The organism is Roseateles sp. P2_H4 (assembly GCF_056403315.1).
The window spans coordinates 123,456-148,119 of sequence record NZ_JBFUFR010000006.1 but is presented as its reverse complement, the minus strand read 5'-3'; the positions used below and the strand labels follow the sequence as shown (position 1 = coordinate 148,119).

Annotated in this window: 19 protein-coding genes; 8 read left to right on the top strand and 11 right to left on the bottom strand. The window is 69.6% G+C overall.

Features of this window, described 5'->3' with window-relative positions; genetic code table 11:
* Positions 1-125: 125 nt before the first annotated feature.
* The 5 genes from AC1DW3_RS06750 (at position 126) to feoB (ending at position 8,802) form a co-directional block, all read left to right on the top strand.
* Positions 126-1,292, top strand: coding sequence for a response regulator (locus tag AC1DW3_RS06750; protein ID WP_477929822.1), 1,167 nt, complete (start codon positions 126-128; stop codon positions 1,290-1,292).
* Positions 1,292-2,536, top strand: coding sequence for an urea ABC transporter substrate-binding protein (locus AC1DW3_RS06745; protein ID WP_477929820.1), 1,245 nt, complete (start codon positions 1,292-1,294; stop codon positions 2,534-2,536). The genes AC1DW3_RS06750 and AC1DW3_RS06745 overlap by 1 nt, the downstream gene beginning before the upstream one ends.
* Complete coding sequence (locus tag AC1DW3_RS06740; RefSeq protein ID WP_477929818.1) at positions 2,470-6,297, top strand: response regulator; 3,828 nt, start codon at positions 2,470-2,472, stop codon at positions 6,295-6,297. Before AC1DW3_RS06745 ends, AC1DW3_RS06740 begins: the two co-directional genes overlap by 67 nt.
* Before the next feature lie 114 nt (positions 6,298-6,411).
* Entirely contained in the window at positions 6,412-6,672 is a 261-nt protein-coding gene (locus AC1DW3_RS06735; RefSeq protein ID WP_477929816.1) for a FeoA family protein, read from the top strand.
* A gap of 243 nt (positions 6,673-6,915) precedes the next feature.
* Complete coding sequence (gene feoB / locus AC1DW3_RS06730) at positions 6,916-8,802, top strand: ferrous iron transporter B (RefSeq protein WP_477929814.1); 1,887 nt, start codon at positions 6,916-6,918, stop codon at positions 8,800-8,802.
* On the opposite strand, the gene AC1DW3_RS06725 is transcribed toward feoB, so the two are convergent.
* The 3 genes from AC1DW3_RS06725 to AC1DW3_RS06715 are packed head-to-tail and all read right to left on the bottom strand — an operon-like array spanning position 8,787 to position 11,648.
* Positions 8,787-9,746, bottom strand: coding sequence for a peptidylprolyl isomerase (locus AC1DW3_RS06725; protein ID WP_477929812.1), 960 nt, complete (start codon positions 9,744-9,746; stop codon positions 8,787-8,789). The genes feoB and AC1DW3_RS06725 overlap by 16 nt on opposite strands.
* 49 nt (positions 9,747-9,795) lie before the next feature.
* Positions 9,796-10,692: a hypothetical protein gene (locus AC1DW3_RS06720; RefSeq protein ID WP_477929810.1), complete on the bottom strand. Its 897-nt coding sequence runs from the start codon at positions 10,690-10,692 to the stop codon at positions 9,796-9,798.
* Positions 10,671-11,648 carry a glycoside hydrolase family 43 protein gene (locus AC1DW3_RS06715; protein ID WP_477929808.1) on the bottom strand — a complete coding sequence of 326 codons (978 nt, stop codon included), beginning with the start codon at positions 11,646-11,648 and terminating at the stop codon, positions 10,671-10,673. Before AC1DW3_RS06715 ends, AC1DW3_RS06720 begins: the two co-directional genes overlap by 22 nt.
* Before the next feature lie 248 nt (positions 11,649-11,896).
* On the opposite strand from AC1DW3_RS06715, the gene dnaE reads away from it, so the two are divergent.
* On the top strand, positions 11,897-15,451 hold the full coding sequence (gene dnaE / locus AC1DW3_RS06710) for a DNA polymerase III subunit alpha (protein ID WP_477929806.1): 3,555 nt from the start codon (positions 11,897-11,899) through the stop codon (positions 15,449-15,451).
* Between the two features lie 299 nt (positions 15,452-15,750).
* Complete coding sequence (locus AC1DW3_RS06705; RefSeq protein WP_477929804.1) at positions 15,751-17,049, top strand: patatin-like phospholipase family protein; 1,299 nt, start codon at positions 15,751-15,753, stop codon at positions 17,047-17,049.
* On the opposite strand, the gene AC1DW3_RS06700 is transcribed toward AC1DW3_RS06705, so the two are convergent.
* Positions 17,023-17,304: a ComEA family DNA-binding protein gene (locus tag AC1DW3_RS06700; RefSeq protein WP_477929802.1), complete on the bottom strand. Its 282-nt coding sequence runs from the start codon at positions 17,302-17,304 to the stop codon at positions 17,023-17,025. The two genes, AC1DW3_RS06705 and AC1DW3_RS06700, sit on opposite strands and share 27 nt — an antisense overlap.
* Before the next feature lie 2 nt (positions 17,305-17,306).
* Positions 17,307-19,043, bottom strand: a complete 1,737-nt coding sequence (locus AC1DW3_RS06695) for an ABC transporter transmembrane domain-containing protein (RefSeq protein ID WP_477929800.1) — start codon at positions 19,041-19,043, stop codon at positions 17,307-17,309.
* A 124-nt stretch (positions 19,044-19,167) separates the two neighbouring features.
* Here AC1DW3_RS06695 and AC1DW3_RS06690 point away from each other — a divergent pair, with 124 nt between their 5' ends.
* Complete coding sequence (locus AC1DW3_RS06690) at positions 19,168-20,286, top strand: glycosyltransferase (RefSeq protein ID WP_477929798.1); 1,119 nt, start codon at positions 19,168-19,170, stop codon at positions 20,284-20,286.
* Here AC1DW3_RS06690 and AC1DW3_RS06685 read toward each other — a convergent pair.
* From AC1DW3_RS06685 to AC1DW3_RS06660, 6 genes are read right to left on the bottom strand one after another with little or no spacing between them, the layout of a single operon-like run.
* Complete coding sequence (locus tag AC1DW3_RS06685) at positions 20,237-21,193, bottom strand: glycosyltransferase family 2 protein (protein ID WP_477929796.1); 957 nt, start codon at positions 21,191-21,193, stop codon at positions 20,237-20,239. The genes AC1DW3_RS06690 and AC1DW3_RS06685 overlap by 50 nt on opposite strands.
* Positions 21,190-22,137, bottom strand: coding sequence for a glycosyltransferase family 32 protein (locus AC1DW3_RS06680; RefSeq protein ID WP_477929794.1), 948 nt, complete (start codon positions 22,135-22,137; stop codon positions 21,190-21,192). The genes AC1DW3_RS06685 and AC1DW3_RS06680 overlap by 4 nt, the downstream gene beginning before the upstream one ends.
* Positions 22,134-22,880: a glycosyltransferase gene (locus AC1DW3_RS06675; RefSeq protein WP_477929792.1), complete on the bottom strand. Its 747-nt coding sequence runs from the start codon at positions 22,878-22,880 to the stop codon at positions 22,134-22,136. The genes AC1DW3_RS06680 and AC1DW3_RS06675 overlap by 4 nt, the downstream gene beginning before the upstream one ends.
* Positions 22,864-24,006: a lipopolysaccharide assembly protein LapB gene (lapB, locus tag AC1DW3_RS06670; protein ID WP_477929790.1), complete on the bottom strand. Its 1,143-nt coding sequence runs from the start codon at positions 24,004-24,006 to the stop codon at positions 22,864-22,866. Before lapB ends, AC1DW3_RS06675 begins: the two co-directional genes overlap by 17 nt.
* Positions 23,996-24,295, bottom strand: coding sequence for a LapA family protein (locus tag AC1DW3_RS06665; protein WP_477929788.1), 300 nt, complete (start codon positions 24,293-24,295; stop codon positions 23,996-23,998). The genes lapB and AC1DW3_RS06665 overlap by 11 nt, the downstream gene beginning before the upstream one ends.
* 16 nt (positions 24,296-24,311) lie before the next feature.
* Positions 24,312-24,611: an integration host factor subunit beta gene (locus AC1DW3_RS06660; RefSeq protein ID WP_056202110.1), complete on the bottom strand. Its 300-nt coding sequence runs from the start codon at positions 24,609-24,611 to the stop codon at positions 24,312-24,314.
* Between the last annotated feature and the right edge of the window lie 53 nt (positions 24,612-24,664).

Here is a 24,664-nt window from a genome sequence, read left to right as displayed (position 1 = left end):
CAACCGGATGATTATGGTGGTGGCGCTGGGCCCGAATGTGCGACGGAATCCTCGCCCTCGCCCTGGGGAAAGCCCAGGGCATGCCACTGGTCGGTGGGCAGGTGCAGCGGTTATTCTGGCCCGCCATGCCGCTCATCCTCGTAGTCGACGACCAGCCGAGCAATATCCATGCGCTCTACCAGCTGCTGGTGGACGAATGCGAGGTCTCCATGGCCACCAGCGGTGCCGAGGCACTGGCCTTCTGCGCCCAGCAGTTGCCCGACCTGATCCTGCTCGACGTGCTGATGCCGGAAATGAGCGGCTACGAGGTCTGCGACCGCCTGAAGGCCGACCCGCGCACACGCGCCGTGCCGGTCATCTTCGTGACCGTGCAGGGCAGTGCCGATGACGAGGCCGAGGGCTTCGCCCATGGCGCGGTCGACTACATCCCCAAGCCCTTCGTCGACGTCGTCGTCAAGGCGCGGGTGCGCACGCAACTGGCCCTCAAGCTGGCGTCCGAAAGCTTTGCGCGCTCGCAGATCGAACTCTTCCAGCGCGACAAGCTGGCCTCGGTCGGCCGTACCATCTCGGGCATTGCCCAGGAGCTGAGCTCGCCGCTTGGCAATGCGCTGATCTCGGCCTGCACGCTGCAGGACGACCTGACCCATCTGCGTGGCCTGGCGGCCCAGGGCAACATCAAGCGCAGCGACCTCGACAAGCATCTGCGCGTCAGCGACGAGAGCGTCGGCCTGGTGCTGTCCAACCTGCAGCGCACGCTGTCCATCGTCGACTCCTTCCTGCAGTCCACGGCCGACAACTTCGGCGACCAGCGCCGCAGCTTCTCGCTGCTGGAACTGGTGCACGAGGTGGTGGCCGGCCTGGCACCGGCGCTGGAGGCCCATCAGGTGCGCTGCGAGCTGGACGCCGGCGACGACCTGCACCTGCTGAGCTTCCGCGGCGCGCTGGCCAAGGTGCTGGCGACGCTGATCCAGAACGCCGTCAAGCACGCCTACCGCGAGGCCGGCGGCGAGGTCCATCTGCGCGTGCGCGCCCTGGGCACCGACCAGCTCGTCGTCACCGTGCAGGACCATGGCGTGGGCATCCCGCCGGGCATGCTCGGCCGCGTCTTCGATCCCTTCTTCTCGACGCGTTTCGGCCCCAACCGCAGCGAGCCCGGCCTCTACATCGTGCGCAACCTCGTCACCTTCGCGCTGGGCGGGCAGATCCAGGTCGAGTCCACGCCCGGCGTGGGCACGACGGTGCGGTTGACGCTGCCGCTGATTTCGCCCGAGGCGCGGCGCGCGGCGGGTTGATGCTGGCAGGTATTCGGGCCCGACTGGCGCTGCTGGGCGGCCTGCTGCTGGTGCTGGCGGTGGCGCTGGCCCTGTTCCTGATGAACAGGCCGTCGACCGATGCCAGCCGCGGCCCCATCGTCATCGGCCTGCTGCATGCCCTCAGCGGCCCGATGGCGGCCAGCGAGGCGCCTTTGGTGGCCACCGTCAAGCTGGCCGTGGAGGAGATCAACGCCGGTGGCGGCCTGCTGGGCCGGCGCGTCGAGCTGAAGATCGAGGACACGCGCTCCGAGCCGCGCATCGCGGCCGCGGCGGCCGAGCGCCTCATCAGCACCGAGCATGCGGTGGCGCTGTTCGGCTGCTGGTCGTCCAACTGCCGCCAGGCCGTCAGGCCGGTGGTCGAGATCCACCGCCATCTGCTGTTCTATCCGCTGGCCTACGAAGGCATGGAGCAGTCGCCCCACATCATCTACACCGGCCCGACGCCCAACCAGCATGCACTGCCCGCCACCGACTGGGCCATGCACGGCTTCGGCCGGCGGGTCTACCTCATCGGTACCGACGCCCTCTACCCACGGCGCGTCAATGCCATGCTGCGCGATTTCATCCAGCTCGGCGGCGGCCAGGTGCTGGGCGAGCGCTATGTGCCTTTGGCCGGCACCGACATGGGCGGCGTGCTGGCCGACCTGCAGAAGTTCCAGCCCGATGTCGTGCTGAGCACCCTCGGCGGCAGCAGCAACCGCGCCTTCTTCGACGCACTGGTGGCGGCCGGCCTGACCGATCTGCCGCTGATGTCACTGCGTGCCGCCGAGCCCGAGATGACCGCCTACGACGGTGGCCGGCTCGACCGCCATTTCACGGCCTGGAGCTATCTGCAGTCGCAGCCCGGGCCGGCCAACCAGGCCTTCCTGGCGCGGCTCAAGCGCAGCCAGGGTGAAGGCATCCAGGCCAGCGATCCGGCGGTGTCGGCCTATATCGGCGTGCAGCTATGGGCTGCTGCGGTGCGCGAGGTCGGCAGCGTGCAGACGGATGTCGTCAATGCCAATGTGCTGCAGCAAAGCGTGTCCACGCCCCAGGGTTTGGGGGCCGTGGACAGCCAGAGCCGCCATCTGTGGCGCCAGCTGCGCATCGCCCAGGTCAAGCCCGGTGGCCAGCTCGCCGAGGTGTTCGCGCTGCCGCGCTACATCAAGCCCGCGCCGTGGCCGACCTTCCGCTCGGCCGAGCACTGGATGGCGGTGCTGCCGCACGTCGAGGGCGCGCCGTGATCGCCGCCGTGCCGGTCCAGGAGTCGACGCGCCGTGCATGGCGCGTCGGGCCCGTGCTGCTGCTGGGCCTCATGCTGCTGTCGATGCTGCCTCTCGGCCTGGTCGGGCTGTGGCAGCTCGCCAGCTTCGAGAGCAGCCTGCGCGACACGGTGACCGAAGGCCTGGTGGCGATCTCGCGCAAGAAGGTGCACGAGATCAACGAGTACCTCAACGAGGTCGAGGTGGACGGCCGCCTCGTCGCCCAGGCCACCGATACGCGTGAGCTGTTGGTGCAGGGCGGCGATGCGGTCGCCACCCGCGTGAGCCCGCAGAGCCGTGCCTTCTTCGAACGCCTCTACGACGGCGGCAAATACATCAATGTGCTGCTGGTCCAGCCCGACGGGCGCATCAGCTTCGCGATGAAGGCGCCCGCCGGTTCGACACCCGAGCTGGCGCGGCTGGACGGCGGCGCCTACGAGGGCAGCGAATTGCTGGCGGCGCATCGGCGTGCCCTCGGCCAGCTCGACCCGCAGCTGACGCCGGCCCAGCGCCTGCGCGGCGAAGGCCCGGCGACGCTCTTCCTGGTTCATCCCGTCGTCGACGGTGGCCGCGTGCTGGGCAGCGTCGTGCTGCAGCTCGACCTGGACCGCCTGGTGCGCGTCGCGACCGAGCGTTCCGGCCTGGCGCTGACCGGCGAGACGGTGCTGGTGCAGCGCGAGGGCGATCGGGCCGTCTTCATCAACGACCTCAAGCGGCCACCGACACAGACGCTGACCGGCTCGTTGGACCTGGCCTCGCCGGGCCTGCCGCCCGCCGTGCTGGGCCTGCTCGGCCAGAGCGGCAGCGGCCTGGCGCGCGACTACGCCGGCGCCGAGGTCGTCGCGTCATGGCGCCATCTGCCGGCGCTGGACTGGGGCATCGCCGTCAACATCGACGCGGCCGAGGCCTTCGCGCCGGCCCGCGTGCTGCGCGATCGTCTGCTGATCGCCCTCGGCCTGTCGCTGCTGCTGGCGTTGGGCCTGGGCCTGCTGCTGGGCCGCCGCCTCGTCGAACCCATCGAGATGCTGAGCGGCGCCGTCGGCCGCATCGCCGGCGGCAAGCTGGACGAGCGCGCGCCGGTCTGCGGCTTCGCCGAGTTCCGCGAGCTGGCGCGCAGCTTCAACCAGATGACCGAGCAGCTCGTCGTCGAACGCCAGCTGCTGGAAGCGCGCGTGGAGCAGCGCACGCGGGCCCTCAACGACAGCGAGCAGCGCTTTCGCGGTGTCTTCGAGCGCGCCCAGGTGGGCATCGCGCTGTGCGACGCCCAGGGCGTCATTCTCGACGTGAACCAGGCATTGACGGCCATGCTGTGCCGCGAGGCCAGCGCGCTGCGCGGTGCCAAGCTGGCCGACCTGCCGGACTTCCGCCCCGGCCGCATGGCCGGCGGCGAGCTGACGCGCCTGGCCACGGCGCGGCTGGAGCATGTCCGCTTCGAGCGCGGCTTCGCGCTGCCTGGCGGCGGCGAGCTGTTTGTGGACGGCAGCGCCAGCGCCATCCGCGATCGGCGTGGCCGCCTCGTCAATGTCGTGCAGATGCTGATCGACGTGACCGAGAGGCATCGCGCCGAGGTCGACCTGGTGCGCGCCCGCGTCGCCGCCGAGGCGGCCAGCCAGGCCAAGAGCGACTTCCTGGCCAACATGAGCCACGAGATCCGCACGCCGATGAGCGGCGCTTTGGGCATGCTCAACCTGCTGCTGCGCACCGAGCTCGCGCCGCGGCAGCTGGACTATGCGTCAAAGGCCCGCACCGCCGCCCAGGCGCTGCTGGCCGTCATCAACGACGTGCTGGACTTCTCCAAGGTCGAGGCCGGCAAGATGGAGCTGGACCCGCACCGCTTCGCGCTCAGCGATTTCATGCGCGAGCTGGCCGTCATCCTGTCGGCCAATGTCGGCAGCAAGGACATCGAGGTGCTGTTCCGCCTCGACCCGCGCCTGCCCGCTGCCCTCGTCGGCGACGCGACGCGGCTGCGCCAGGTGCTGCTCAACCTGGCGGGCAATGCGCTGAAGTTCACCGAGCGCGGCGAGGTGGTGCTGGGCCTGTCGCTGCTGGGCATGGAGAGCGGCCAGGCGCGGCTGCGTTTCGAGGTCAGGGACACCGGCATCGGCATCGCGGCGGACAAGCTCGAGCACATCTTCGTCGGCTTCAGCCAGGCCGAGCAGTCGACGTCACGCCGCTACGGCGGCACCGGCCTGGGCCTGGCCATCAGCCGGCGGCTGGTGGCGCTGATGGGCGGCGAGCTGCGCGTGGACAGCCGGGTCGGCGAGGGCAGCCGCTTCCATTTCGAGCTGACCCTGCCCATCGCGGTGGCCGACGCCGCCGAGGAGGACACGGCCCAGCGCGGCCTCAAGGTCCTCATCGTCGACGACAACCCCATGGCTCGCGAGGTGCTGCAGGGCATAGGCGGCAGCCTCGGCTGGGACTGCGACATGGCGGCCAGCGGCGAACAGGCGCTGGCCCTGGTGCACGAGGCCGCCGAGCGCGGCGAGCCGCATTACGAGCTGATCCTGATGGACTGGCGCATGCCGGGGTTGGATGGCTGGGAGACCTCGCGCCGCATCCGCGACAGCCATGAGTCCGATGCGCCCGTCATCATCATGGTCACGGCCCATGGCCGCGAGCTGCTGGCCGAGCGCAGCGAGCAGGACATCCAGAGCCTGGGCGGCTATCTCGTCAAGCCGGTCACCGCCTCGATGCTGCACGACGCCGTGGCCGAGGCCACGCGCGGGCAGCCCGCGGCGCTGCCGCGCGCCGCGGCCGAACCGCGGCTGCTGGGCATGCGCCTGCTGCTGGTGGAGGACAACGGCTTCAACCAGCAGGTGGCCCAGGAACTGCTGGAAGGCGAGGGCGCCGTCGTGACGGTGGCGGGCGGCGGTGTCGAGGGTGCCCACCAGGCCCAGGTCGCCGAGCCGCGTTTCGACGCCATCCTGATGGATCTGCAGATGCCCGACATCGACGGCTTCGAGGCCACCCAGCGCATCCTCGCGCGCCGGCCCGACAGCCTCATCATCGCGATGACGGCCAATGCGATGGAGTCCGACCGCCAGGCTTGTCTCGCCGCCGGCATGCGCGACCACGTCGCCAAGCCGGTGGACCTGGAGCAGCTCGTCGCCAGCCTGCGCCGCCACGTCGGCCCCATCCCCCTGCGGCCCGCGCCGCTGCCGCCGCCAGCCCCCCTGCTCGAGCGCGAGGCCGCCCTGCAGCGGCTCGGTGGACGGGCGGCCTTGTACGAACGCCTCGCCAAGTCCTTCGCCCAGGATGCGCCCGGCGAGATGGAAGCGCTGAGGCGCCATCTGCAGCAGCAGGCCCTGGCCGACGCGACACGCGTGCTGCACACGCTGCGTGGCCTGGCCGGCGCCGTCGGCGCCACCGCCCTGGCCGCGCTGGCCGGCCGCCAGGAACTGGCGCTGCGCGAGGGCGGCGGTTCGGTCGGCGTCGACCTGGTCGGCCTGCAGACGCTGCTCGATGCCAGCCTGGCTGCGCTGTCGACCGTTTCCGTGCCCAGCCCGCCAGCGCCGGCGGCGGTCACGGAGTCCGTCGAGCCGCTGGAAGCGCTGCGCCGGCTGCGCCAGTTGCTGGTCGAGCGCAATATGCGCTCGGTCGCCGTCTGCGAGGAATTGGCCGCCCAGCACGGCGGGGCGCTGGGTGCCGAGCTGTCCCAGCTGTCTGCGGCCGTGGCCAAGCTGGACTTCAGCCGGGCGCTGAAGGCCTGCGACCTGCTGCTGGACCGCCTGAATCCGCGCTGAACACCGGCGCGACCCGGCGCCGACAGGCAAAAGCCATTCCCGGGTCGCGGGCAGGTTGGCTTGCGTACAATGAGAATCATTCTCATCAATATGACTCGCCCACCGAGCCTGCCCATGTCCGAGCCGCTGCCTTCCAGCCTCGCCGCCGCCCCTGCCGGGCAGGCGCTGACCGTCCAGCAGGTCAGCGCGCCCGGGCATTCGCCGGAATGGGCGGCCTGGCTGGCCGATCTGGGCTTCCTGCCCGGTGAAGCCGTGCACGTGCTGCGCCGTGGCGCCCAGCGCACGGGCAATCTGGTGGTGCGCGTCGGGCAATCGACTTTTGCGCTGCGCCATGCCGAGGCCGAATGCATCGCCGTGACACCCCGTCATGGCTAGGCGCCTGTTTGTGATGTCTTCATGGCGTCCGCAAGGCAGCCCGGGGCCGCAAGCTAGGCGCACGCCACAGGCCAGGCTGGGCGCCTGGCCAAGGCGGGCAACGACGGGTGCGACCCCGGGCTGCCTTGCCCTTCGGGTTGCCCCGCAAAAGCAGCGTTTGCTGCGTTGCAAATCCTCGCCGGGTGACCCATCCGGCTGCGGTTTGCGCCTTGCACCCTCTACTTTTGCGGGGCAACGGACGCTATGAAAGCATTACAAACAGGCTCCGCCATCGTTCACGTCCACCGCGGCGGCAAGCTCGTCGCGCTGGTCGGCAACCCCAATTGCGGCAAGACGGCCCTCTTCAACGGCCTGACCGGCAGCCACCAGAAGGTGGCCAATTACGCCGGCGTCACCGTCGAGCGCAAGGAAGGCAAGTTGACGACCGCGGCCGGCAAGGCCCTGCGCCTGCTGGACCTGCCCGGCACCTACAGCCTGCACCCGCGCTCGCCCGACGAGCGCGTCACCTGCGATGTGCTGGCCGGCCGCGCCAAGGGCGAGAAGCGCCCCGACCTGGTCGTCTGCGTGCTGGACGCGACCAATCTGCGCCGCAACCTGCGCCTGCTGCTGGCGGTGCGCCGCCTCGGCCTGCCCGTCGTCGTGGCGTTGAACATGGCCGACCTGGCCGCCCGGCGCGGCCTCAAGATCGACGCGGCGGCGCTGGGCGCCCAGCTCGGCCTGCCGGTCGTGCGCACGGTCGCCATCCACAAGGAAGGCCTGGACGAGTTGCGCGAACTGCTGGACAAGCCCGAGGTCTGGGAGGCGGCACCGCTGCCCAGCGCGGCCGAGCAGCAGGTCGACGACCACGTCACCGTCAGGACGCTGCTGCGCGAGCTCCAGCTCGACCACGAACTGCCGACCCTGCCCGGCGACCGCGTCGACCGCGTGCTGCTGCACCCGGTGGCGGGCTCCGTCATCCTCGCGGTGCTGCTCTTCCTGCTCTTCCAGGCCGTCTTCTCCTGGGCGGAGCCGCCCAAGGACGCCATCGAGGCCGGCATGGCCTGGATCGGTGCCCAGGTCGGCAACTGGCTGCCCGAGGGTTGGCTGCGCAGCCTCATCGTCGACGGCGTCATCGCCGGTGCCGGTGGCGTGCTGGCCTTCCTGCCGCAGATCCTGATCCTGTTCTTCTTCATCCTGCTGCTGGAAGAGTCGGGCTATCTGCCGCGCGCGGCCCTGTTGCTGGACCGCCTGATGGGCAGCGTCGGCCTGTCCGGGCGCAGCTTCATCCCGCTGCTGTCGAGCTTTGCCTGCGCCATCCCCGGCATCATGGCCACGCGCTCCATCTCGAATCCGCGCGACCGCCTCGTCACCATCATGATCGCGCCGCTGATGACCTGCTCGGCGCGGCTGCCCGTCTATGCGCTGTTGATCGGCGCCTTCGTGCCGCATCGCGACGTGGCCGGCTTCGAGCTGCAGGGCCTGGTGCTGTTCGGTCTCTACGTCGCCGGAATCCTGGGCGCGCTGGCCGTGGCCTGGGTGCTGAAGCGTTTCACCGACACCGGCCGTCTCGTGCGGCCGCTGATGATGGAGCTGCCGAGCTACCACTGGCCGCATCCGCGCTCCATCGCCATCGGCCTGTGGCAGCGCGCCATGATCTTCGTCAAGCGCGTGGGCGGCATCATCCTCGTGCTGACCATCGCGCTGTGGCTGCTGTCCAGCTTTCCCGGCCCGCCGGAAGGCGCCACGGGCGCACCCATCCAGTACAGCATCGCCGGCTACCTCGGCGCGGGCCTGGCCAAGATCTTCGCGCCCATCGGCTTCAACTGGCAGATCAGCTTGGCCCTGGTGCCGGGCCTGGCCGCGCGCGAAGTCGCCATCAGCGCGCTGGGCACCGTCTACGCGCTGTCGGCCACCGGCGATGAAGCCGCCCAGGCGCTGTCACCGCTGATTCAGCAGAGCTGGAGTTTGGCCACGGCCCTGTCCCTGCTGGCCTGGTATGTGTTCGCGCCGCAATGCCTGGCGACGCTGGCGGCGGTGAAGCGCGAGACCGGCGGCTACAAGATGCCGCTGATCATGGCGGGCTATCTGTTCGGCCTGGCCTACCTGGCTTCGTTCATCACCTACCGCGTCGCGCTTTACTTGGGCGGCTGAGGGGGGATGGGGCGTGTCGGTACGGACGCGCTGCAGATGTCGATATAGCCGGGGCTGTGGACGAACCAGCCCCCGCGAAAGCGCCGCGCGTCCAGCAGCTGCGTCCAGGTGGTGGACTCGGTCTTCAGCACCTGCAACGCGGGACGCTCCTCGACGGGCACCTCGGCCAGCAGGCGGATGCGCTGGATGCCCGTGCGCTGCTCGGGCTTGTCGTAGAAGCCCATGGCCGCCCCACCGCGCGGCAGGCCCGACAGCAGCTCCATGCCCTTGAGCACGCGGCCGACGACGGTGATGTTCAGGTCCAGCCCACGCGGCGCCTGGCCGATGACGACATAGAGCTCGCTGCCGTTGCTGGAGTCGACCGCATCGCTGCGGCCGGCGCCCACCATGCCGTAGCAATGGGCCAGCCAGGCCTTGCCGGCCTTGGGGTCGGCGGCCACGGGCATGCCCTGGGCAAAGCCGGTGCGCGGCGCCCAGCCTTCGGCGTCGGGCAGCTTGGCAAAGCCGGCGTCCTTGCCGATGCGGTCCAGCGGCACCGAGAACTCGGCGGGCAGCTTGGCAGAGGCGCCGGCCGGCAGCGGCTTGGCCTTGGCGGCGTCCTCGCCGTCGGGGTCGCCCCATTGGGTGACGAAGTTGTCCTGCACGCGCAGGATGGCCAGGCCGTCCCAGTAGCCGCCGCGCGCCAATGCGCGGATGTTGGCGGCGTGGGCGGGTGCGAAGCGCGGGGCCAGTTCGATGATGGCCTGACCGGTCGCCAGCTCCATCAGCAGCGTGTTCTCGGGATCGAGGCCGCGCCAGTCGCTGGCGGGCGAGCTGGCCAGGATCTCCTGGGCGGTCTTCTTCGCGACCGCCTTGGCAGGGGATGGCTTGGCGGGCTTGCGGGGTGCGGCGATGGCCGTGGACAGCAGGCCGGCGGCAGCCAGCGCGAGGATGATGTGCTTCATGGGCGCGCAGCTTAACGGCGGCTGTCCCGGCCGCCAGCCCGCGCAAACCTCAGGGCGGCGGCAGAAAACGGCCCAGCTCGCCTGCCCGTAACGCCGCAGCCAGGCGTGCAGCCAGCGCCTGCGCAGCAGCGGGTTGCTGATCGAAGCGCGAGGCCGCGCAGCCGTCGCCGCGCAGGCAGGCGAGCCAGACTTCGGGGTCGCGCTCGTCGCAGGCGAGGCCGAAGTGGCAGGGCAGCAGGCGCAGCGCGGCCTGGGCGGTCGCGCGGCCCGCCGCGTCACCGAAGCGCTGGCCGTCGAAATAGAGCTGTGCTTCGCCGGCGCTGCGGCGCAGCAGCAGGCGCTCGCCAAGTTCGTCGAGCAGCAGCGCATCGGGGCGAGCGATGACGGCATTCAGCAGCGCCGCGTTGTCGAGGTCGGACTGCTGGATGGCCAGCAGCGGGTCGCCGGCGGTCGCCTCGTCGGGGGCGATATTGACGAGGGCCAGCCACTCGCCGTTGGCGAACTGGCTGCAGCCGGCCGCCAGCGCCGCCTGGCGGACCATGGCGCGCTGGTGGCGGGTGTCGTTGGCGTCGGGCGGCTGTTCGGGCGCGGGCAGGCTTGCCAGGGCGTCGCAGCGCCGCGCCAGGGCGCGGGCGTAGAGCCGGCCGCCTTGCGCGCGTGCTGCCAGTGCCGCCTGCACGCCGGCGCGCAGATTGGCCTCGGGGGCTGCGAGCAGGTCGGTCAGGCTGGGCTGGGGCGGCTCCGCTGCAGGCCGGGCAGCCGGCTGCGCCCGCGGCTCGGCCGGCGCCTGCAGCGGCCTGGGCGATGGCGCTGCCGGCACGGCCACGGCAGGTGGGGGCGTTCCTTCGGCCTCCGCCGCGGGCTGCCCCCACCACGCCCAGGCCAGCAGCGCGACGCCCAGCGCCAGCGCCGCCGGCGGTGCGATCACCAGACCGCTTGCGGCCATCCGTCGGAGCCCCAGGTCACGTTGTTGATGAAGAGCACCGGCGCGCCGTTGTTGCTGGCGTCATAGGCATGCCAGGCGATCACCGAGCCGTCGGCCAGCAGCGACTGCCCGCCCGGGCCCTTGAAGCGCGTGCCGCTGGACGCCAGCACCGTGCCGCCGCCGGACAGCATGGCGACGCCGGCCTTGTCGGCGTAGGGCCCGGTGATGGAGGTCGAGCGGCCGACGACGATGCGGTAGGTGCTGTTGGCGCCCTGGCAGCAGGCGTTCTTGGACGCGAACAGGTAGTACCAGGTCGTGCTGCCGATGGCCTTCTTGACGACGAAGCCGTTCTCGATGCCGTTGACCGTGTCCTTGGCGATGTTGACGATGCCGCCGGTGGGCGGCTTCAGGTTCACCTTGCTGACGCGGGTGATGTGGATGCCATTCCAGAACGAGCCGAAGACGAGGTAGGGGTCGCCATTGGCCGCCAGCACGAAGGCCGGGTCGATGGCGTTGTAGCCGTCACCGGACTTGGAGGTCAGGATGGCGCCCTGGTCCACCCACTGGCCCGCGGCGATGCCGCCGGCCGAGGTGGTCAGGCCGATGGCCGACTTCTGCGAGCCGAAGCTGGAGATGGCGTAGTAGCAATAGCCCAGGCCGCTGTACTCACCGCAGCCGGGTGCCCAGACCATGGCGGTCTTGTTGGACGGCAGATAGGTCTTCCACCAGGACAGGCCGCTGCCGAAGATGGGCAGGCCCTGCGTCCAGGCATGGCCGTCGCTGGAGTACTTGACGCCGATGCCGCCGTTGTCGGTGGTCTCGAAGATCCACCAGGTGGAGCTGGTCTTGTAGATGTTGGGATCGTGGGTGCCGAGCGAGCCGGTCAGCGTCCAGGGCGCCGCGTGGGCGGGGGCCAGCAGGGCGCTGAGGGCGCATGCGGCGGCCAAGCGCATCAGGCGCTTCAGGGTCAGGAACATGGTTTGTCTCCGGGTGTGGCGGGCCGCCTCGTGTGGGCGGGCCTCGTGGGTTGCCTGGAACCGGCGCCAGCTCCGGGCAAGCAAATTAAACATGACTATTTGTTGATGAGAACCCCGCGATTACGCCGATTAAGCAATTGGCATCGATTAAAAGTAATACTTAATACTTTCTGGCATCGCTGAGCCATGTAAGCGTTGCCATGCCGGCTCGGGTCGGCAGGCGACAGCGCCATTCCTACAATGGCGGCATGCCCGAGACCGCTGTTCAAGACCTGCAAGATCTGCCCTATGTCCACCTGCGCATGCACACCGAGTTCTCGGTCGTGGATGGCACCTTGCGTACCGACGACGCCGCCGATGCGGCCGCGGCCGATGGCCAGGTGGCGGCGGCCATCACGGACCTCGCCAATCTCTTCGGCGGCATCAAGTTCTACAGCGCGATGCGCAAGAAGGGCGTGCAGCCCATCCTCGGCGCCGACTGCTGGCTGGAGACCGACGCCACCGACAAGCCGCCGACGCGCCTGCTGCTGCTGGTGCAGAACAGCCAGGGTTATCTGAACCTCAGCGAGCTGCTGTCGCGCGCCTGGATCGACAACGTGCAGCGCAACCAGGCCTGCCTGAAGTGGGAGTGGCTGACGGAGCTGGGTGCCGGCCTGATCTGCCTGTCGGGTGCCCAGCACGGCGGCCTGGGCCAGGCGCTGATGCAGGGCGACAAGGTGCGGGCCAAGGAATGGGCACAGCGGCTGTCCGAGGTCTTCCCGGGCCGCTTCTATATCGAGCTGCAGCGCGCCGGTCTGCCCGGCCAGGAAGCCCTCGTGCAGGCCAGCGTGCCTTTGGCGGCCGAGTTGGGCCTGCCCGTGGTGGCCACCCACCCCATCCAGTTCCTGGGCGAAGACGACTTCGAGGCCCATGAGGCGCGCGTCTGCGTCGCCGAGGGCGAGACGCTGGCCAATCCCAAGCGCATCAAGCGCTTCCTGCCCAGCCAGTACTTCAAGAGCCAGGCGCAGATGCGCGAGCTCTTCAAGGACATCCCCAGCGCCCTCCAGAACACCACCGAGATCGCGCGGCGCTGCTCGCTGACGCTGGTGCTGGGCAAGCCGCAGCTGCCCAATTTCCCGACGCCGCTGATGGACGACGGCACGCCGATGCCGATGGACCGCTACTTCCGCGAGCTCAGCCACGAGGGCCTGGTCGGGCGGCTGCAGCATCTCTTCCCCAACGAGGCCGAGCGCGACAAGGAGCGCCCGCGCTATGTCGAGCGGCTGGAGTTCGAGCTGAACACCATCATCAAGATGGGCTTCCCGGGCTACTTCCTCATCGTGTCGGACTTCATCCGCTGGGCCAAGGCCAACGGCTGCCCGGTCGGCCCGGGCCGGGGTTCGGGCGCGGGCTCGCTGGTGGCCTATGCGCTGCTGATCACCGACCTGGACCCGCTCAAGTACAACCTGCTGTTCGAGCGCTTCCTGAACCCCGAGCGGGTCTCGATGCCCGACTTCGACATCGACTTCTGCCAGGGCAACCGCGACCGCGTCATCGACTACGTCAAGGACAAATACGGTCGCCCGGCGGTCAGCCAGATTGCGACCTTCGGCACCATGGCCGCCAAGGCCGCGCTGCGCGACATCGGCCGCGTGCTGGGCATGGGCTTCGGCCATGTCGACAGCATCGCCAAGCTCATCCCCGCGCCACCGGGCAAGACGGTGACGCTGGCCAAGCTGCCGCCCAACTTCGACCCCGACAAGGCCAAGGTCATCTATGCCCGCCATGAGGCGCCGGAGCTGGAGGAGCGCGAGAAGAGCGACGAGGAAGTGGCCGAGCTGCTGAAGCTCGCCGCGCGCGTCGAGGGCATGGTGCGCAATATCGGCATGCATGCCGGCGGCGTGCTGATCGCGCCGGGCAAGATCACCGACTTCTGCCCGCAGTACCAGCAGCCCGGCTCCAACAGCGCCGTCAGCCAGTTCGACAAGGACGACGTGGAGGCCATTGGCCTCGTCAAGTTCGACTTCCTGGGCCTGGCCACGCTGACCATCCTGGAGCTGGCCAAGGACTTCATCGTCGCCCGCCATGCCGACCGCGCCGGCTTCGACTGGGCCAATGTGCCCCTGGTCGACAAGAAGGTCTTCGACCTCTTCGGCAAGGGCTACTCGGAGAGCGTGTTCCAGTTTGAATCGCCCGGCATGCAGCGCCTGTTGAAGGACGCCAAGCCCTCGCGCTTCGAGGACCTGATCGCGCTGGTGTCGCTGTACCGCCCGGGGCCCATGGACCTGATCCCGTCCTTCGTGGCGCGCAAGCATGGCAAGGAGGCCATCGAGTACCCGCATCCGCTGCTGGGCCAGGTGCTGGAGGAGACCTATGGCGTCTTCGTCTACCAGGAGCAGGTGATGCAGGCGGCCCAGGTGCTGGGCGGCTACAGCCTCGGCGGCGCCGACATGCTGCGTCGCGCCATGGGCAAGAAGAAGGCCGAGGAGATGGCCATGCACCGCGAGATCTTCCGCAAGGGGGCCGCGGTCAAGGACATCGACGAGAAGAAGGCCGACGAGGTCTTCGACCTGATGGAGAAGTTCGCGGGCTATGGCTTCAACAAGTCGCATGCCGCCGCCTACGCCTTGCTGAGCTATCACACGGCCTGGCTAAAGACGCATTACACGGCCGAGTTCTACGCCGCGAACATGACCATCGAAATGGACGACACCGACAAGCTCAAGGTGTTGCTCAACGACGCCAAGATCTTCGGCATCGAGTTCCAGTCGCCCTGCGTCAACAAGGGCGTCTATCGCTTCGAACCGCTGGGCAACCGGCTGGTGAACTACGGCCTGGGCGCCATCAAGGGCACCGGCCGCGGCGCCATCGAGGCCCTCATCGCGGCGCGCGAGGCGGGCGGGCCCTTCCTGAGCTTCTACGACTTCTGCCTGCGCGTGGACCGCAAGAGCGTGAACAAGCGCGTGGTGGAGGCCCTCATCAAGGCCGGTGCCTTCGACAGCATCAATCCCGAGCGCTCCAGGCTGCTGGCCAGCGTCGCGCGCGGCTACACCCATGCCGAGACGACCGAGGCCAATGCCGACCAGGGCGGCCTGTTCGACTTCGGCGACTCGCATGCCTCGTCCACCGCCGAGCCCGACCTCGTCGAGGCGCCGGTGTGGAGCATCAAGGAGCGCCTGTCGCTGGAGAAGACGGCCATCGGCTTCTATCTGTCGGGCCACCTCTTCGACCAGAGCGGCACCGAGGTGCGGCGCATCGTCAAGCGCCAGATCGCCGACCTCGTCGACAGCCGCGAGCCGACGCTGGTGGCCGGCATCGTCAGCGGCCTGCGCGTCATCAACGGCCAGCGTGGCCGCGTCGCCATCTTCAAGATCGACGACAAGAGCGACGCCATCGAGGCCGTGGCCAACGAGGAGTTGCTGAATGCCAACAAGGAGCTGCTCGCCGAGGACGAACTCATCATTGCCCAGGGCAAGGTGCAGAACGACCGCTTCTCCGGCGGCCTGCGCATGAATGTGCAGGCGGTGTGGAGCCTGGCCGCAGCGCGCGCCAAGTTCGGCCGCCATCTGCTGCTGGGCAGCGCCGGTGCGGCCGGGCTGATCAAGGAGCTGGTGGAGCGCTTCCCGCCGCGCGACGTCGTGACCGAAGAGGGCGGGACGCGCAAGCTGGGCCTGCCGGTGCGGGTGTCGGTCAAGGCCGAGCCCGACGGTGGCCAGGTCGGCGCACGCTGGCTGGTGGAACTGGGCGAGACCAGCCGCTTCTGGCCCGCCGATGACGCTATCGCCAAATTGGGCACGGCGGCTGAGGTCATTTACGAAGTTTGAGGAGGCTCTGCGAAACCCCCGCGGGCCGCGTTGGCGAGAAACCGGCCCGCGAGTAGGCGCGTCGCGAAGCTGGGGCTGGGTGCCCCAGAGAGCGGCGCAACACCCGCGCGGGTCGGTTCTCTCGCCAACCCTTCGGGGCGTGGCTTTGCCGGCGCTGGTCGGCGTTGCGAACCTTGCCCAGGCATGGGCCTGGGAGGCGGTCCGCGCCTTGCCCAGCATCCCGATAAAAGACCTCGCCGCGGCCTACAGGGGTTTTGCAGAGCCTCCTGACGGCCTGCCATCGGCGATGATTCCCGCCGATGCTGCAAGCCGTGCCCAAGCCCCATTCGCAGTTGCAGGGGCTCAACCGTACGCCGCCGGTCACAGGTCTGATCCTGACCGGTGGCGGCGCCCGCGCCGCCTACCAGGTGGGCGTGCTGGCCGCCATCGCCCAGCTGCGGCGTGACGCCGGCGCAACGCAGACCAATCCCTTTCCCGTCATCAGCGGCACCTCGGCCGGCGCCATCAACGCGTCGACGCTGGCCTGCCACGCAGATGACTTCGACGGTGCCGTCGACGGCCTGTTGCACCTCTGGCAGGGCCTGCACGTCGAGAACATCTACCGCGCCGATGCCTTCGAGGCGGTGCGCAGCGGTGCGCGCTGGCTCAGCATGCTGAGCCTGGGCTGGGCCATCGCGCGCTGGACGCGCAGCCGCCCGCGCAGCCTGCTGAACAACTCGCCGCTGCGCGAACTGCTGGCGCGTTATCTCGACATGCCGCGCATCGAGGCCATGCTGGACGGCAACCATCTGCGTGCGCTGGCGCTGACCGGCTCCAGCTACACCTCGGGCCAGCACGTCACCTTCTTCCAGACCCATCACCACGTCGTGCCCTGGCTGCGCGAGCAGCGCATGGCGGTGCAGACCAAGCTGAGCCTGAGTCATCTGATGGCGTCGTCGGCCATTCCCTTCATCTTTCCGGCCGAGCTGCTGGAGCTCGAGGGCATGGCCGAGTGGTTCGGCGACGGCTCCATGCGCCAGAGCGCCCCCATCTCGCCGGCCGTGCACCTGGGCGCCGAGCGCGTCCTCGTCATCGGTGCCGGCCGCATGAAGGAGCCCGAGGGGCGCCGCGTCACCGCGACCGAGGCCCACCCGAGCATGGCGCAGATCGCCGGCCATGCGCTGTCCAACATCTTCCTGGACGCGCTGGCGGTGGATGTCGAGCGCCTGCGCCGCATCAACCGCACGCTGGCCCTGCTGTCGCGCGAGACGCGGGCGGCGACGGCGCTGCGGCCCATCGAGCTGCTCGTCATCGCGCCCAGCCGGCGCCTGGACGACCTGGCCGGCGAGCACCAGGCCAGCCTGCCGAACTCGGTGCGCGCCATGCTGCGCGCCTTCGGCGTCAGCGGCAAGGGCAAGACGACCAGCGGCTCGGCCCTGGTCAGCTATCTGCTGTTCGAGCCCAGCTTCGTCAACGAGCTGATCAACCTCGGCATGAGCGACACGCTGGCCAAGCGCGCCGAGGTGCAGCGCTTCTTCGGCTGGCCGGCGCGCGCGCCGCAGCTCGACCCGGCGATGCTGCGCCGCAGCCGCTCAGCGGGCTTCGCTGCCGACTGTTGAAGAGAAGGGTTGGCCGGCCACGCGCAGGCCGGCGCCGGAGAGCTTGCGGGCGGCAGCCGCCTTGACGCCCGGCACGCGCTTCATCAGGTCGGCCCAGTCCTGGAACGGTCGCGCGGCCAGCAGGCGTTGCACCAGGGCCGGGCCCAGGCCGGGCAGGGACTCGAGCTCGGCGCGCGTCGCGGTGTTGGCTTCGACCTCGGCCTGGGCCCAGGCTGCGGGCGCCGCCCAACACAGCAGCAGTGCCCGCCGCTTCACGCTCAGCCCTCGCCGGCCTGGGCCCGCACCATGGCCGCATAGGCGCCATCGCGGACCAGCAGTTCGGCATGCGTGCCGGTCTCGACGAGCTTGCCGCCACCCAGTACATGGATGGCGTCGGCGTCGCGGATGGTGGACAGGCGGTGGGCGATGACGATCAGCGTCTTGCGGCCCGACCAGGCGGTCAAGGCCTGCTGCACGGCGCGCTCGCTCTCGGTGTCCAGGGCCGAGGTGGCCTCGTCGAAGATCCAGATCGGCGCGTCCTTGTAGAGGGCCCGGGCGATGGCCAGGCGCTGGCGCTGGCCGCCGGACAGCTTGCTGCCGTTGGCGCCGACATTCGTCTCCACGCCCTCGGGCAGGGCCTGCACGAAGTCCCACAGATGGGCGGCGCGCAAGGCGGCCTCCAGCTTGGCTTCGTCGCGGGGCTGGGCATAGGCGATGTTGCTGGCCACCGAGTCGTCGAAGAGGACGATGTCCTGGGACACGACGGCGAACTGGCGGCGCAGGCATAGACGGGTCAGCGCCTCGATGTCATTGCCATCGAGCAGGATGCGACCGGCATCCGGCCGGCCGAAACCCAGCAGCAGATGGATGATGGAACTCTTGCCCGCGCCCGAGGCGCCGACCAGGGCCGTCGTCTTGCCGGCGGGGAAACTGAGGCTCAGCCCGTCCAGCGCCGCCTGGTTGGCGCCCGGATAGGTCAGGCTGACCGATTCCATCGCCAGGTCACCCAGGGCCGACTCGGGCAGTTCGAGCGTGCCGCTGTCGGCCTCCTTGGGGGCGTCCATCAGCTCGAAGCAGCCCTTGGCGATGACGCTGGCGCGCGTCAGCGGGGCTGCCAGGTCGGACAGATGGCGCAGCCGCGAGGTCAGCAACAGCAGCGCCGTGACGAACTCGGCAAAGGCCTGCACGCCGGTTCCTTCAGCGCGAGCCTGCCACAGCGTCACGCAGATGATGAAGGACAGGCCCACGGCGGCGACCAGTTGCGACAAGGGCTGGGCCAGGGCGCCGGCGGTGGCCGTCTTCAGGTTGTTGCGGCGCACCTCGTGGGCGGTCTCGGCGAAGCGCTCGCGCTCATGGGCCTCGGCGCCGAACTGGCGCACGACACGCCAGGCGCGGGCGAGGTCATCGACCTTGTTGACGAGCAGCAGTTGCGAGTCGTAGGAGCGCGAGGCCATCAGCCGCATGCGCTGGTTGACCTTCTTCATGATGAGGGCCATCAGCGGCGTGACGACGAGGCTGAGCAGGGTCAGCTGCCAGTTCAGATAGAAGAGATAGGCCAGCATGGCGATGGCGGGCAGGCCGTCGCGCAGCACGCTCATGCCGACGTCGCCCACCAACTGCAGGATCTGCTGCGGATCGTTGACGACCTTGCTGACCGCCGTGCCGGGCTGCATGCGGGTGTAGACCTGGGCGTCCAGGCGCAGCAGGGCGTTGACGAGGGTGGCCCGGAAGTCCATCACGCTGCGCGTGACGGTCCAGTTGAAGAGGTATTGCCCGGCGAAGCCGAAGATGCCGCGCATCAGGTACAGGCCGATCAGCACGACGGGGATCATCCACAGCGGAAAGGCGTCCTTGGTGAAGCCCTCGCCAAAGGCATAGCCGATGAGCTTGGGAATCATCGGCTCGGTGGCCGCGGCGCCGACATAGGCCAGCACGGTCAGCAGCGCGCCCCAGCGGTGGGGGTAGACGAAGTGGCCCAGGCGTTGAGCGGGAGAGGCGTTGGTGTCAGGAGACATGGGGCGCGATTGTCTCCCGGGGCACGCCGGGCCGCCCCAAGTGCCCTGAGCCCCCTCGGGGGGCGTGGCGGCGTGCCGCCACATGGGGGCCTTCTCTTTACACTGCGCGCCCATGCCCAACCCAATGACGACTCCCGCGCGCCCGAAAGTCGTTCATTTCGTGACTGGCGGCTTCTCCGGCGCGACGCAGGTCGCGGTTGATCTTTGCCTGTCCGCTCTGCAGGGCAGCCCTTTCGAGCCCATCCTCATCCTGCGCCAGAAGCCGCACACGCCAATGGCCCGCGTCGAGGCCCTGCAGGCCCAGGGGCTGCGGGTGTTGCTGGTGCCGGGCTATTGGGTGCACAGGCGCACGCAGATCGAGCTGGCGCGCCTGCTGGCAGAGATCCAGCCCGTCGCCTTGCTGGCCCATGGCTTCCCCGAACACCTGATCGGCCGCCAGGCCGGGCTGGACGCCGGTGTGCCGGTGCTGATCCAGGTCGAGCACAACTCGCGCGAGCGCTATCTGCCCTGGAGCCTGCGCGAGAGCCGGCAACTGGCCGAGAAGAGCGCGGCCCTGGTGGGGGTCAGCGAGGGCGTGCGCCAGAGCCTGCTGGCCCACGGACTGCCGGCAGACAAGACCATCGCCATCCCCAACGGCGTCGACCTGTCGCGCTTTGCGCAGGCCGGCGGCGAGCGCGAGGCCGGTCTCGTCATGTCGGCCCGCTTCGCGCGGCAGAAAGACCATGCAACGCTGATCGAAGCCATGGCCAAGCTGGGGCAGCTCGGCCTGCGGCCCCGGCTGCAACTGGCCGGCAATGGGCCGCTGCTGAGTCGCATGCGATCCAAGGTGGCCAAGCTAGGCTTGGGCGAGCAGGTCGTGTTCCTTGGCCACCATGCCGACATGCCTGGCCTGCTGCGCTCCCAGGCCATCTACGTGCTGTCCACGCATTACGAAGGCATGCCGCTGGCCCTCGTCGAAGCCATGGCCGCGGGCTGTGCCTGCATCGCTTCGGACGTCGTCGGCGTGCGTGGCGTCATCGAGGAGGGCGTGACGGGCCTGCTCGTGCCCGAGGGGGACGCGCAGGCGCTGGCCGATGCGATCGCGCGGCTGTTGCGCGAGCCCGAGCTGGCCGCGCGGCTGGGCGCGGCGGCGCGCCAACGGGCATTGGCCGAGCACGGCCTGATGCTGATGCGCGAGCGCTACGAGGCGCTGATCACGCGCTGCGCCACCACTGCAGGCCACGCAGCCAGCGTCCCCGCTTGAAGTAGGCAGCCAGCAGCTCGTGCCGGGTCAGCGGCGAGCTGCGGGCGAAGCGCGCGACATCCGTCGTCAGGCCGGCCAATGCTTCGCCACCCAGTTGCAGACGGCGCCGTCTGGCGCGCAGCAAGGTGCGGGCGCAGAAGTGGGCGATCTCGAAGCGTGTGTCCTCGTGCAGTGGCGGCAGGTCGGCCGCGAGGCCGTCGAGGGCCCAGGTCCAGTCATCCAGTCGCTTGGCGTCCAGGCTGCCGAGCAGGCTGCCGCCGCGCTGGCGGTAGGCGATCCAGACGTCGGCGACGTGCAGATGCCGCGGCGTGTGCAGCAGCAGGCGCGGGTAGACGGCCATGTCCTCGAAGACGCGGCCTTCGGGGAAGCGCAGGGCCGCCGGCCAGCAGGCGCGGCGCACGACCTTGCTCCAGGGGTGGAACTGGCCATGCACGAAGAAGCCGCGCAGGCGCTGGTTGACGTCGTTCATCAGCACCTGGCCGGGCCCGTCGAAGCTGGCGATGTGGCGATGGCGCGGCTTGAGGGACGCGGTCGATGGGCCGTCGTCGAAGACGCGGAAGTCGCAGCTGACGAGGTCGGGGCGGTGCTCAGCCAGCAAGGCCTTCAGCCGCGGGATGACGTCGGGCTCGACAAGGTCGTCGGGGTCGATGAACCACAGGTAGTCGCCGCGCGCCTCGTCCAACAGCCGGTTGCGCGCGGCGCTGACACCGCGGTTCTCCGCTTGTTGAATGAGCCGTGCCTGGGGCAGCAATGCTTGCACGAGAGCCGCCGAGCCATCGGGCGACGCGTCGTCCACAAAGACGAGCTCGACGCCGTCATCGAGCTGGGGCTTCAAAGACTCGATGCAGGCCTTCAACCAGGGCTCGACCCGATACATCGGGAACAGCAGGCTGAGCCAGGGTGTCATGGCGCCTTGTCGATGAGCTGGACCAGCGCGCTGAACGGCGACACCAGGCCGCGCCGCCAGTTGCGCTCGACGACGGCACGATCACCGCCGCGCAGCTTCAGCACGGCGGGCAGCACGCGCGGGCAGGGCAGCAGGGCCAGCCGCGCATAGAGGTGGCGCTTGCGCCAGCCCACGCCAGCATGCCAGGCGAAGGGGCCGTCCTCGGCGCGCAGCAGCACCAGGCGGGCGAGCTGCGGCTCGCGGTCCAGCAGATCGCTGGCGGCGACGTGCATCAGCAGATAGCGCTGGAAATCCTTGGTCAGCGCCTGCACGACGCGGGCGTGCCGACCTTCGGCCTGCAGGCGTTGCAGCAGGGCTTCCGCGCCTTCGTCCAGCGCGCGGTCGAAGGCGGTGGCCAGGGCGGTGGCAAAGCGGCCGCCGGGCACCGAGGCCATCATCCAGTTCTCGACGATGGGCAGTTCGGGTCGCGTCGTGTAGCGGTCGATGTAGAAGCCGAGGTAGTCCGCGGCGCGGCGTTTGCGGGTCTCGTGCAGCCAGGCCAGGTCGCGGCTCAGCAGCATCGACGCGTCCATCCACACGCCGCCATGGCGGGCCAGCAGCTGGATGCGCAGCCAGTCGGCCTGGCGGTAGGCGGGCATGGCGTCGAAGTCCGCGCGCAGCTCGGGCAGCCAGCGGGTGACGCCGTCGCGATCGAGCAGGCGCAGCTCGTGGTCAGGCGCGAAACGACGCCAGTTGGCGAGGCAGGCCTGGATGAAGGCGGGTGCCGGCGAGGCCTGCCAGTAGGTCCAGATGATCTTGGGGATCTCGTCCTGGCACAGCGGCGCGTTGTCTCCGACCATGACGGCGCGCGTCTGCGCCGGCACCTTGGCGCGCAGCACCGTAGCCAGTTCGCGCAGCAGGAGGCCGGCCAGGATGGCCAGCAGCGCGAGCGGGAGGACGCTCATTCGCGCCAGTGGTCGGCGATCCAGCGCGCCGGCCGCGCATGCCGCCAGTTGCCGTTGCTGCGGCCGGCCAGCGCGTCGGGCGGGTTCATGACGCCGTGGAAGATCAGGATGCGCGCTCCCTCGGGAATGAAGGGGTCACGCCAATAGCTGGTCGGCCATGCCGGGAGGCAGTGGTATTTGTAGCTGGCGCACCAGGCGTCGTCCCAATACTTGAGCAAGCCCCGCCGGTGCAGCACGTCACTCAGGAAGGCCTGTTCGTTGCGGAACTCGGTCTTGGCCTTGGCCTGGTCGGCGACGAACTCGGTCAGCACGTCCTGGTGGGCGCCGAGCTCCCAGCGGTAGACGGAGGAGTTGCCCGTCACGCGCCAGCGGCGCTTCCAGTCGTGGATGACGAGGAACTCGCCCGGCACCTCGAAGAAGGGCGTGATGTCGTCGACGATGACGACGTCCAGGTCGAGGAAGAGGGCGGTGCCGCTCAGGCCGTATTCGTTGACGAGAACGGGGCTGAAGGTCGTCAACTTCTTCCAGCCGCGTTCGGGCTCGCCATTGGGCAGCGTCAGCTCGGGGATGGGGAAGCAGCGCACTTCGGGGCGGATGCCCTCGGTGCGGTCGGTCAGGCAGACGAAGCCGAAATCGCCCTTGAGATGGCGGCGCACCATCGCATAGAGGCGATTGACGTATTCGGGGCCGTACTTGGTGCCCCACTTCATGCAGATGATGGTGCGTTCAGAGCTCTTCGACATGGCGCGGGGGGTAGGTGTCCCAGTTCAGGCAACCGGGGCACTGCCAGAAATAGTGGGCGGCTTCGAAGCCGCAGGCGGCGCAACGGTAGCGCAGCAGCGGTTTGCTGGCCTTCTCGAGTGTCTGCACCATGGCTGCAGCCTCGGCGGCCGGCAGGGCAGGGGCGTTCAGCTTGAGCAGTTCGGTCGCGGCCGACAGCGCGGGTTGCTCGCGCAGATGGGCTGTGAGGCGTTCGCGCTGCGGTGCGGGTTGCAGCGTGGCCAGCGCCCGCAGCAGGTGCATGCTCGGCGCGCGTTGGTACTGCTCCAGCAGCAGCGCGATCGCGCGTTCGGGCTGGCCGAGGCTTTGGGCGGCGGCCGCGCAGTCGGCGGCGACCAGGTTGAAGGCGGGCGGGTTGGCGGCGAGCAATTGGGTGAAGGCCGCGAACGCGGCTTCGGGCTGGCCCGCCTTCAGCAGCAGCTGGCCTTGCATGACGTAGGCGCGCGCGGCTTCGGKCTCGCGGCGCTGGGCCTGGCCGAGCAGGTCCTGGGCGAGGTCGGCATGACCCTGGGCCTGGGCCACGAGGGCCTGCTCGCAGAGGTAGTGGGCAATCCGACCGGAGAAGGAGCCCGTGCCTGCGGCCTCCAGCTCCGCCGCGACCTCGGCGGCCTTGGCCCAGTCGCGCGAACGCTCGTACAGGGACAGCAGGGCCAGCCGCGCTTCGCGCTCGAAGGCGGTGCCGCGCAGTTCGGCATAGGCCGCCTCGGCGCGGTCGAACAGGCCGGCCTTGAAGAAGTCCTGCGCCAGCTCATGCTGGGCGCGGTCGCGGTCGGTCTTGGGCAGATCGCCACGGCGCAGCAGGTGCTCGTGCACGCGCACGGCGCGCTCGGTCTCGCCACGGCGGCGGAACAGGCTGCCGAGGGCGAAGTGCAGCTCGGAGGTGTCGGGGTCGTTCTGGACGGCTTCGATGAAGGCGTCGATGGCCTTGTCCTGCTGCTCGTTCAAGAGCAGGTTCAGCCCCTTGAAATAGGCCTTGGGCGAGTCGCGCTGTTCCAGCTTCCACTGCTTGGAATCGAGCTTGGACGCCAGCCAGCCGAGGACGAAGACGACGGGCAGGACGAACAGCAGCCAGCGCGGATCAAACTCCATCTTGGTGGGCGGCGTAAGGGGCGGTGGGAGCGTCGGGAGCCGGCGCGGGCGCGCCGGGCAGGGGCTCGGTGCGCTGGGCGGCGCGGCGGTGGCGCCACCAGGACGGCACCATGGCCAGCACGCCGAAGGCGGCGCCCAGGCCGAAGGCCAGCAGCACGATGATGACTTGCGGTGCGCGCCATTCGTGGCCGAAGAACCAGCGCACGATGGCCTCGTGGCTGTTGTTCAGCGCGAAGGCGAACAGCGTGAAGAAGAGCAGGGCCCGCAGGAGCCAGACAAGGGTGCGCATGGCCCCGGATTCTGGCTCAGGCGTCGGTGACCGGGAGATGCTTGTCGACGGCCTCGCGCAGCGCCTTGCCGGGCTTGAAGTGAGGTGCCAGCTTCTCGGGGATCATGACCTGTTCGCCGCTGCGCGGATTGCGGCCCACGCGGGGCGGACGGCGGCTGATGGAGAAGCTGCCGAAGCCGCGGATCTCGATGCGGTGGCCGCGCGCGAGGGCATCGCTCATCGCGTCGAGGATGGTCTTGACCGCGAACTCGGTGTCGCGCTGGGTCAATTGGCCAAATCGTTCGGCGAGGACGGCGACGAGATCGGAGCGGGTCATAAGCGAAGCGGCTTGTCGGTCTTGGAATTGAAACAGGCCCGCTGGCGAGGCCG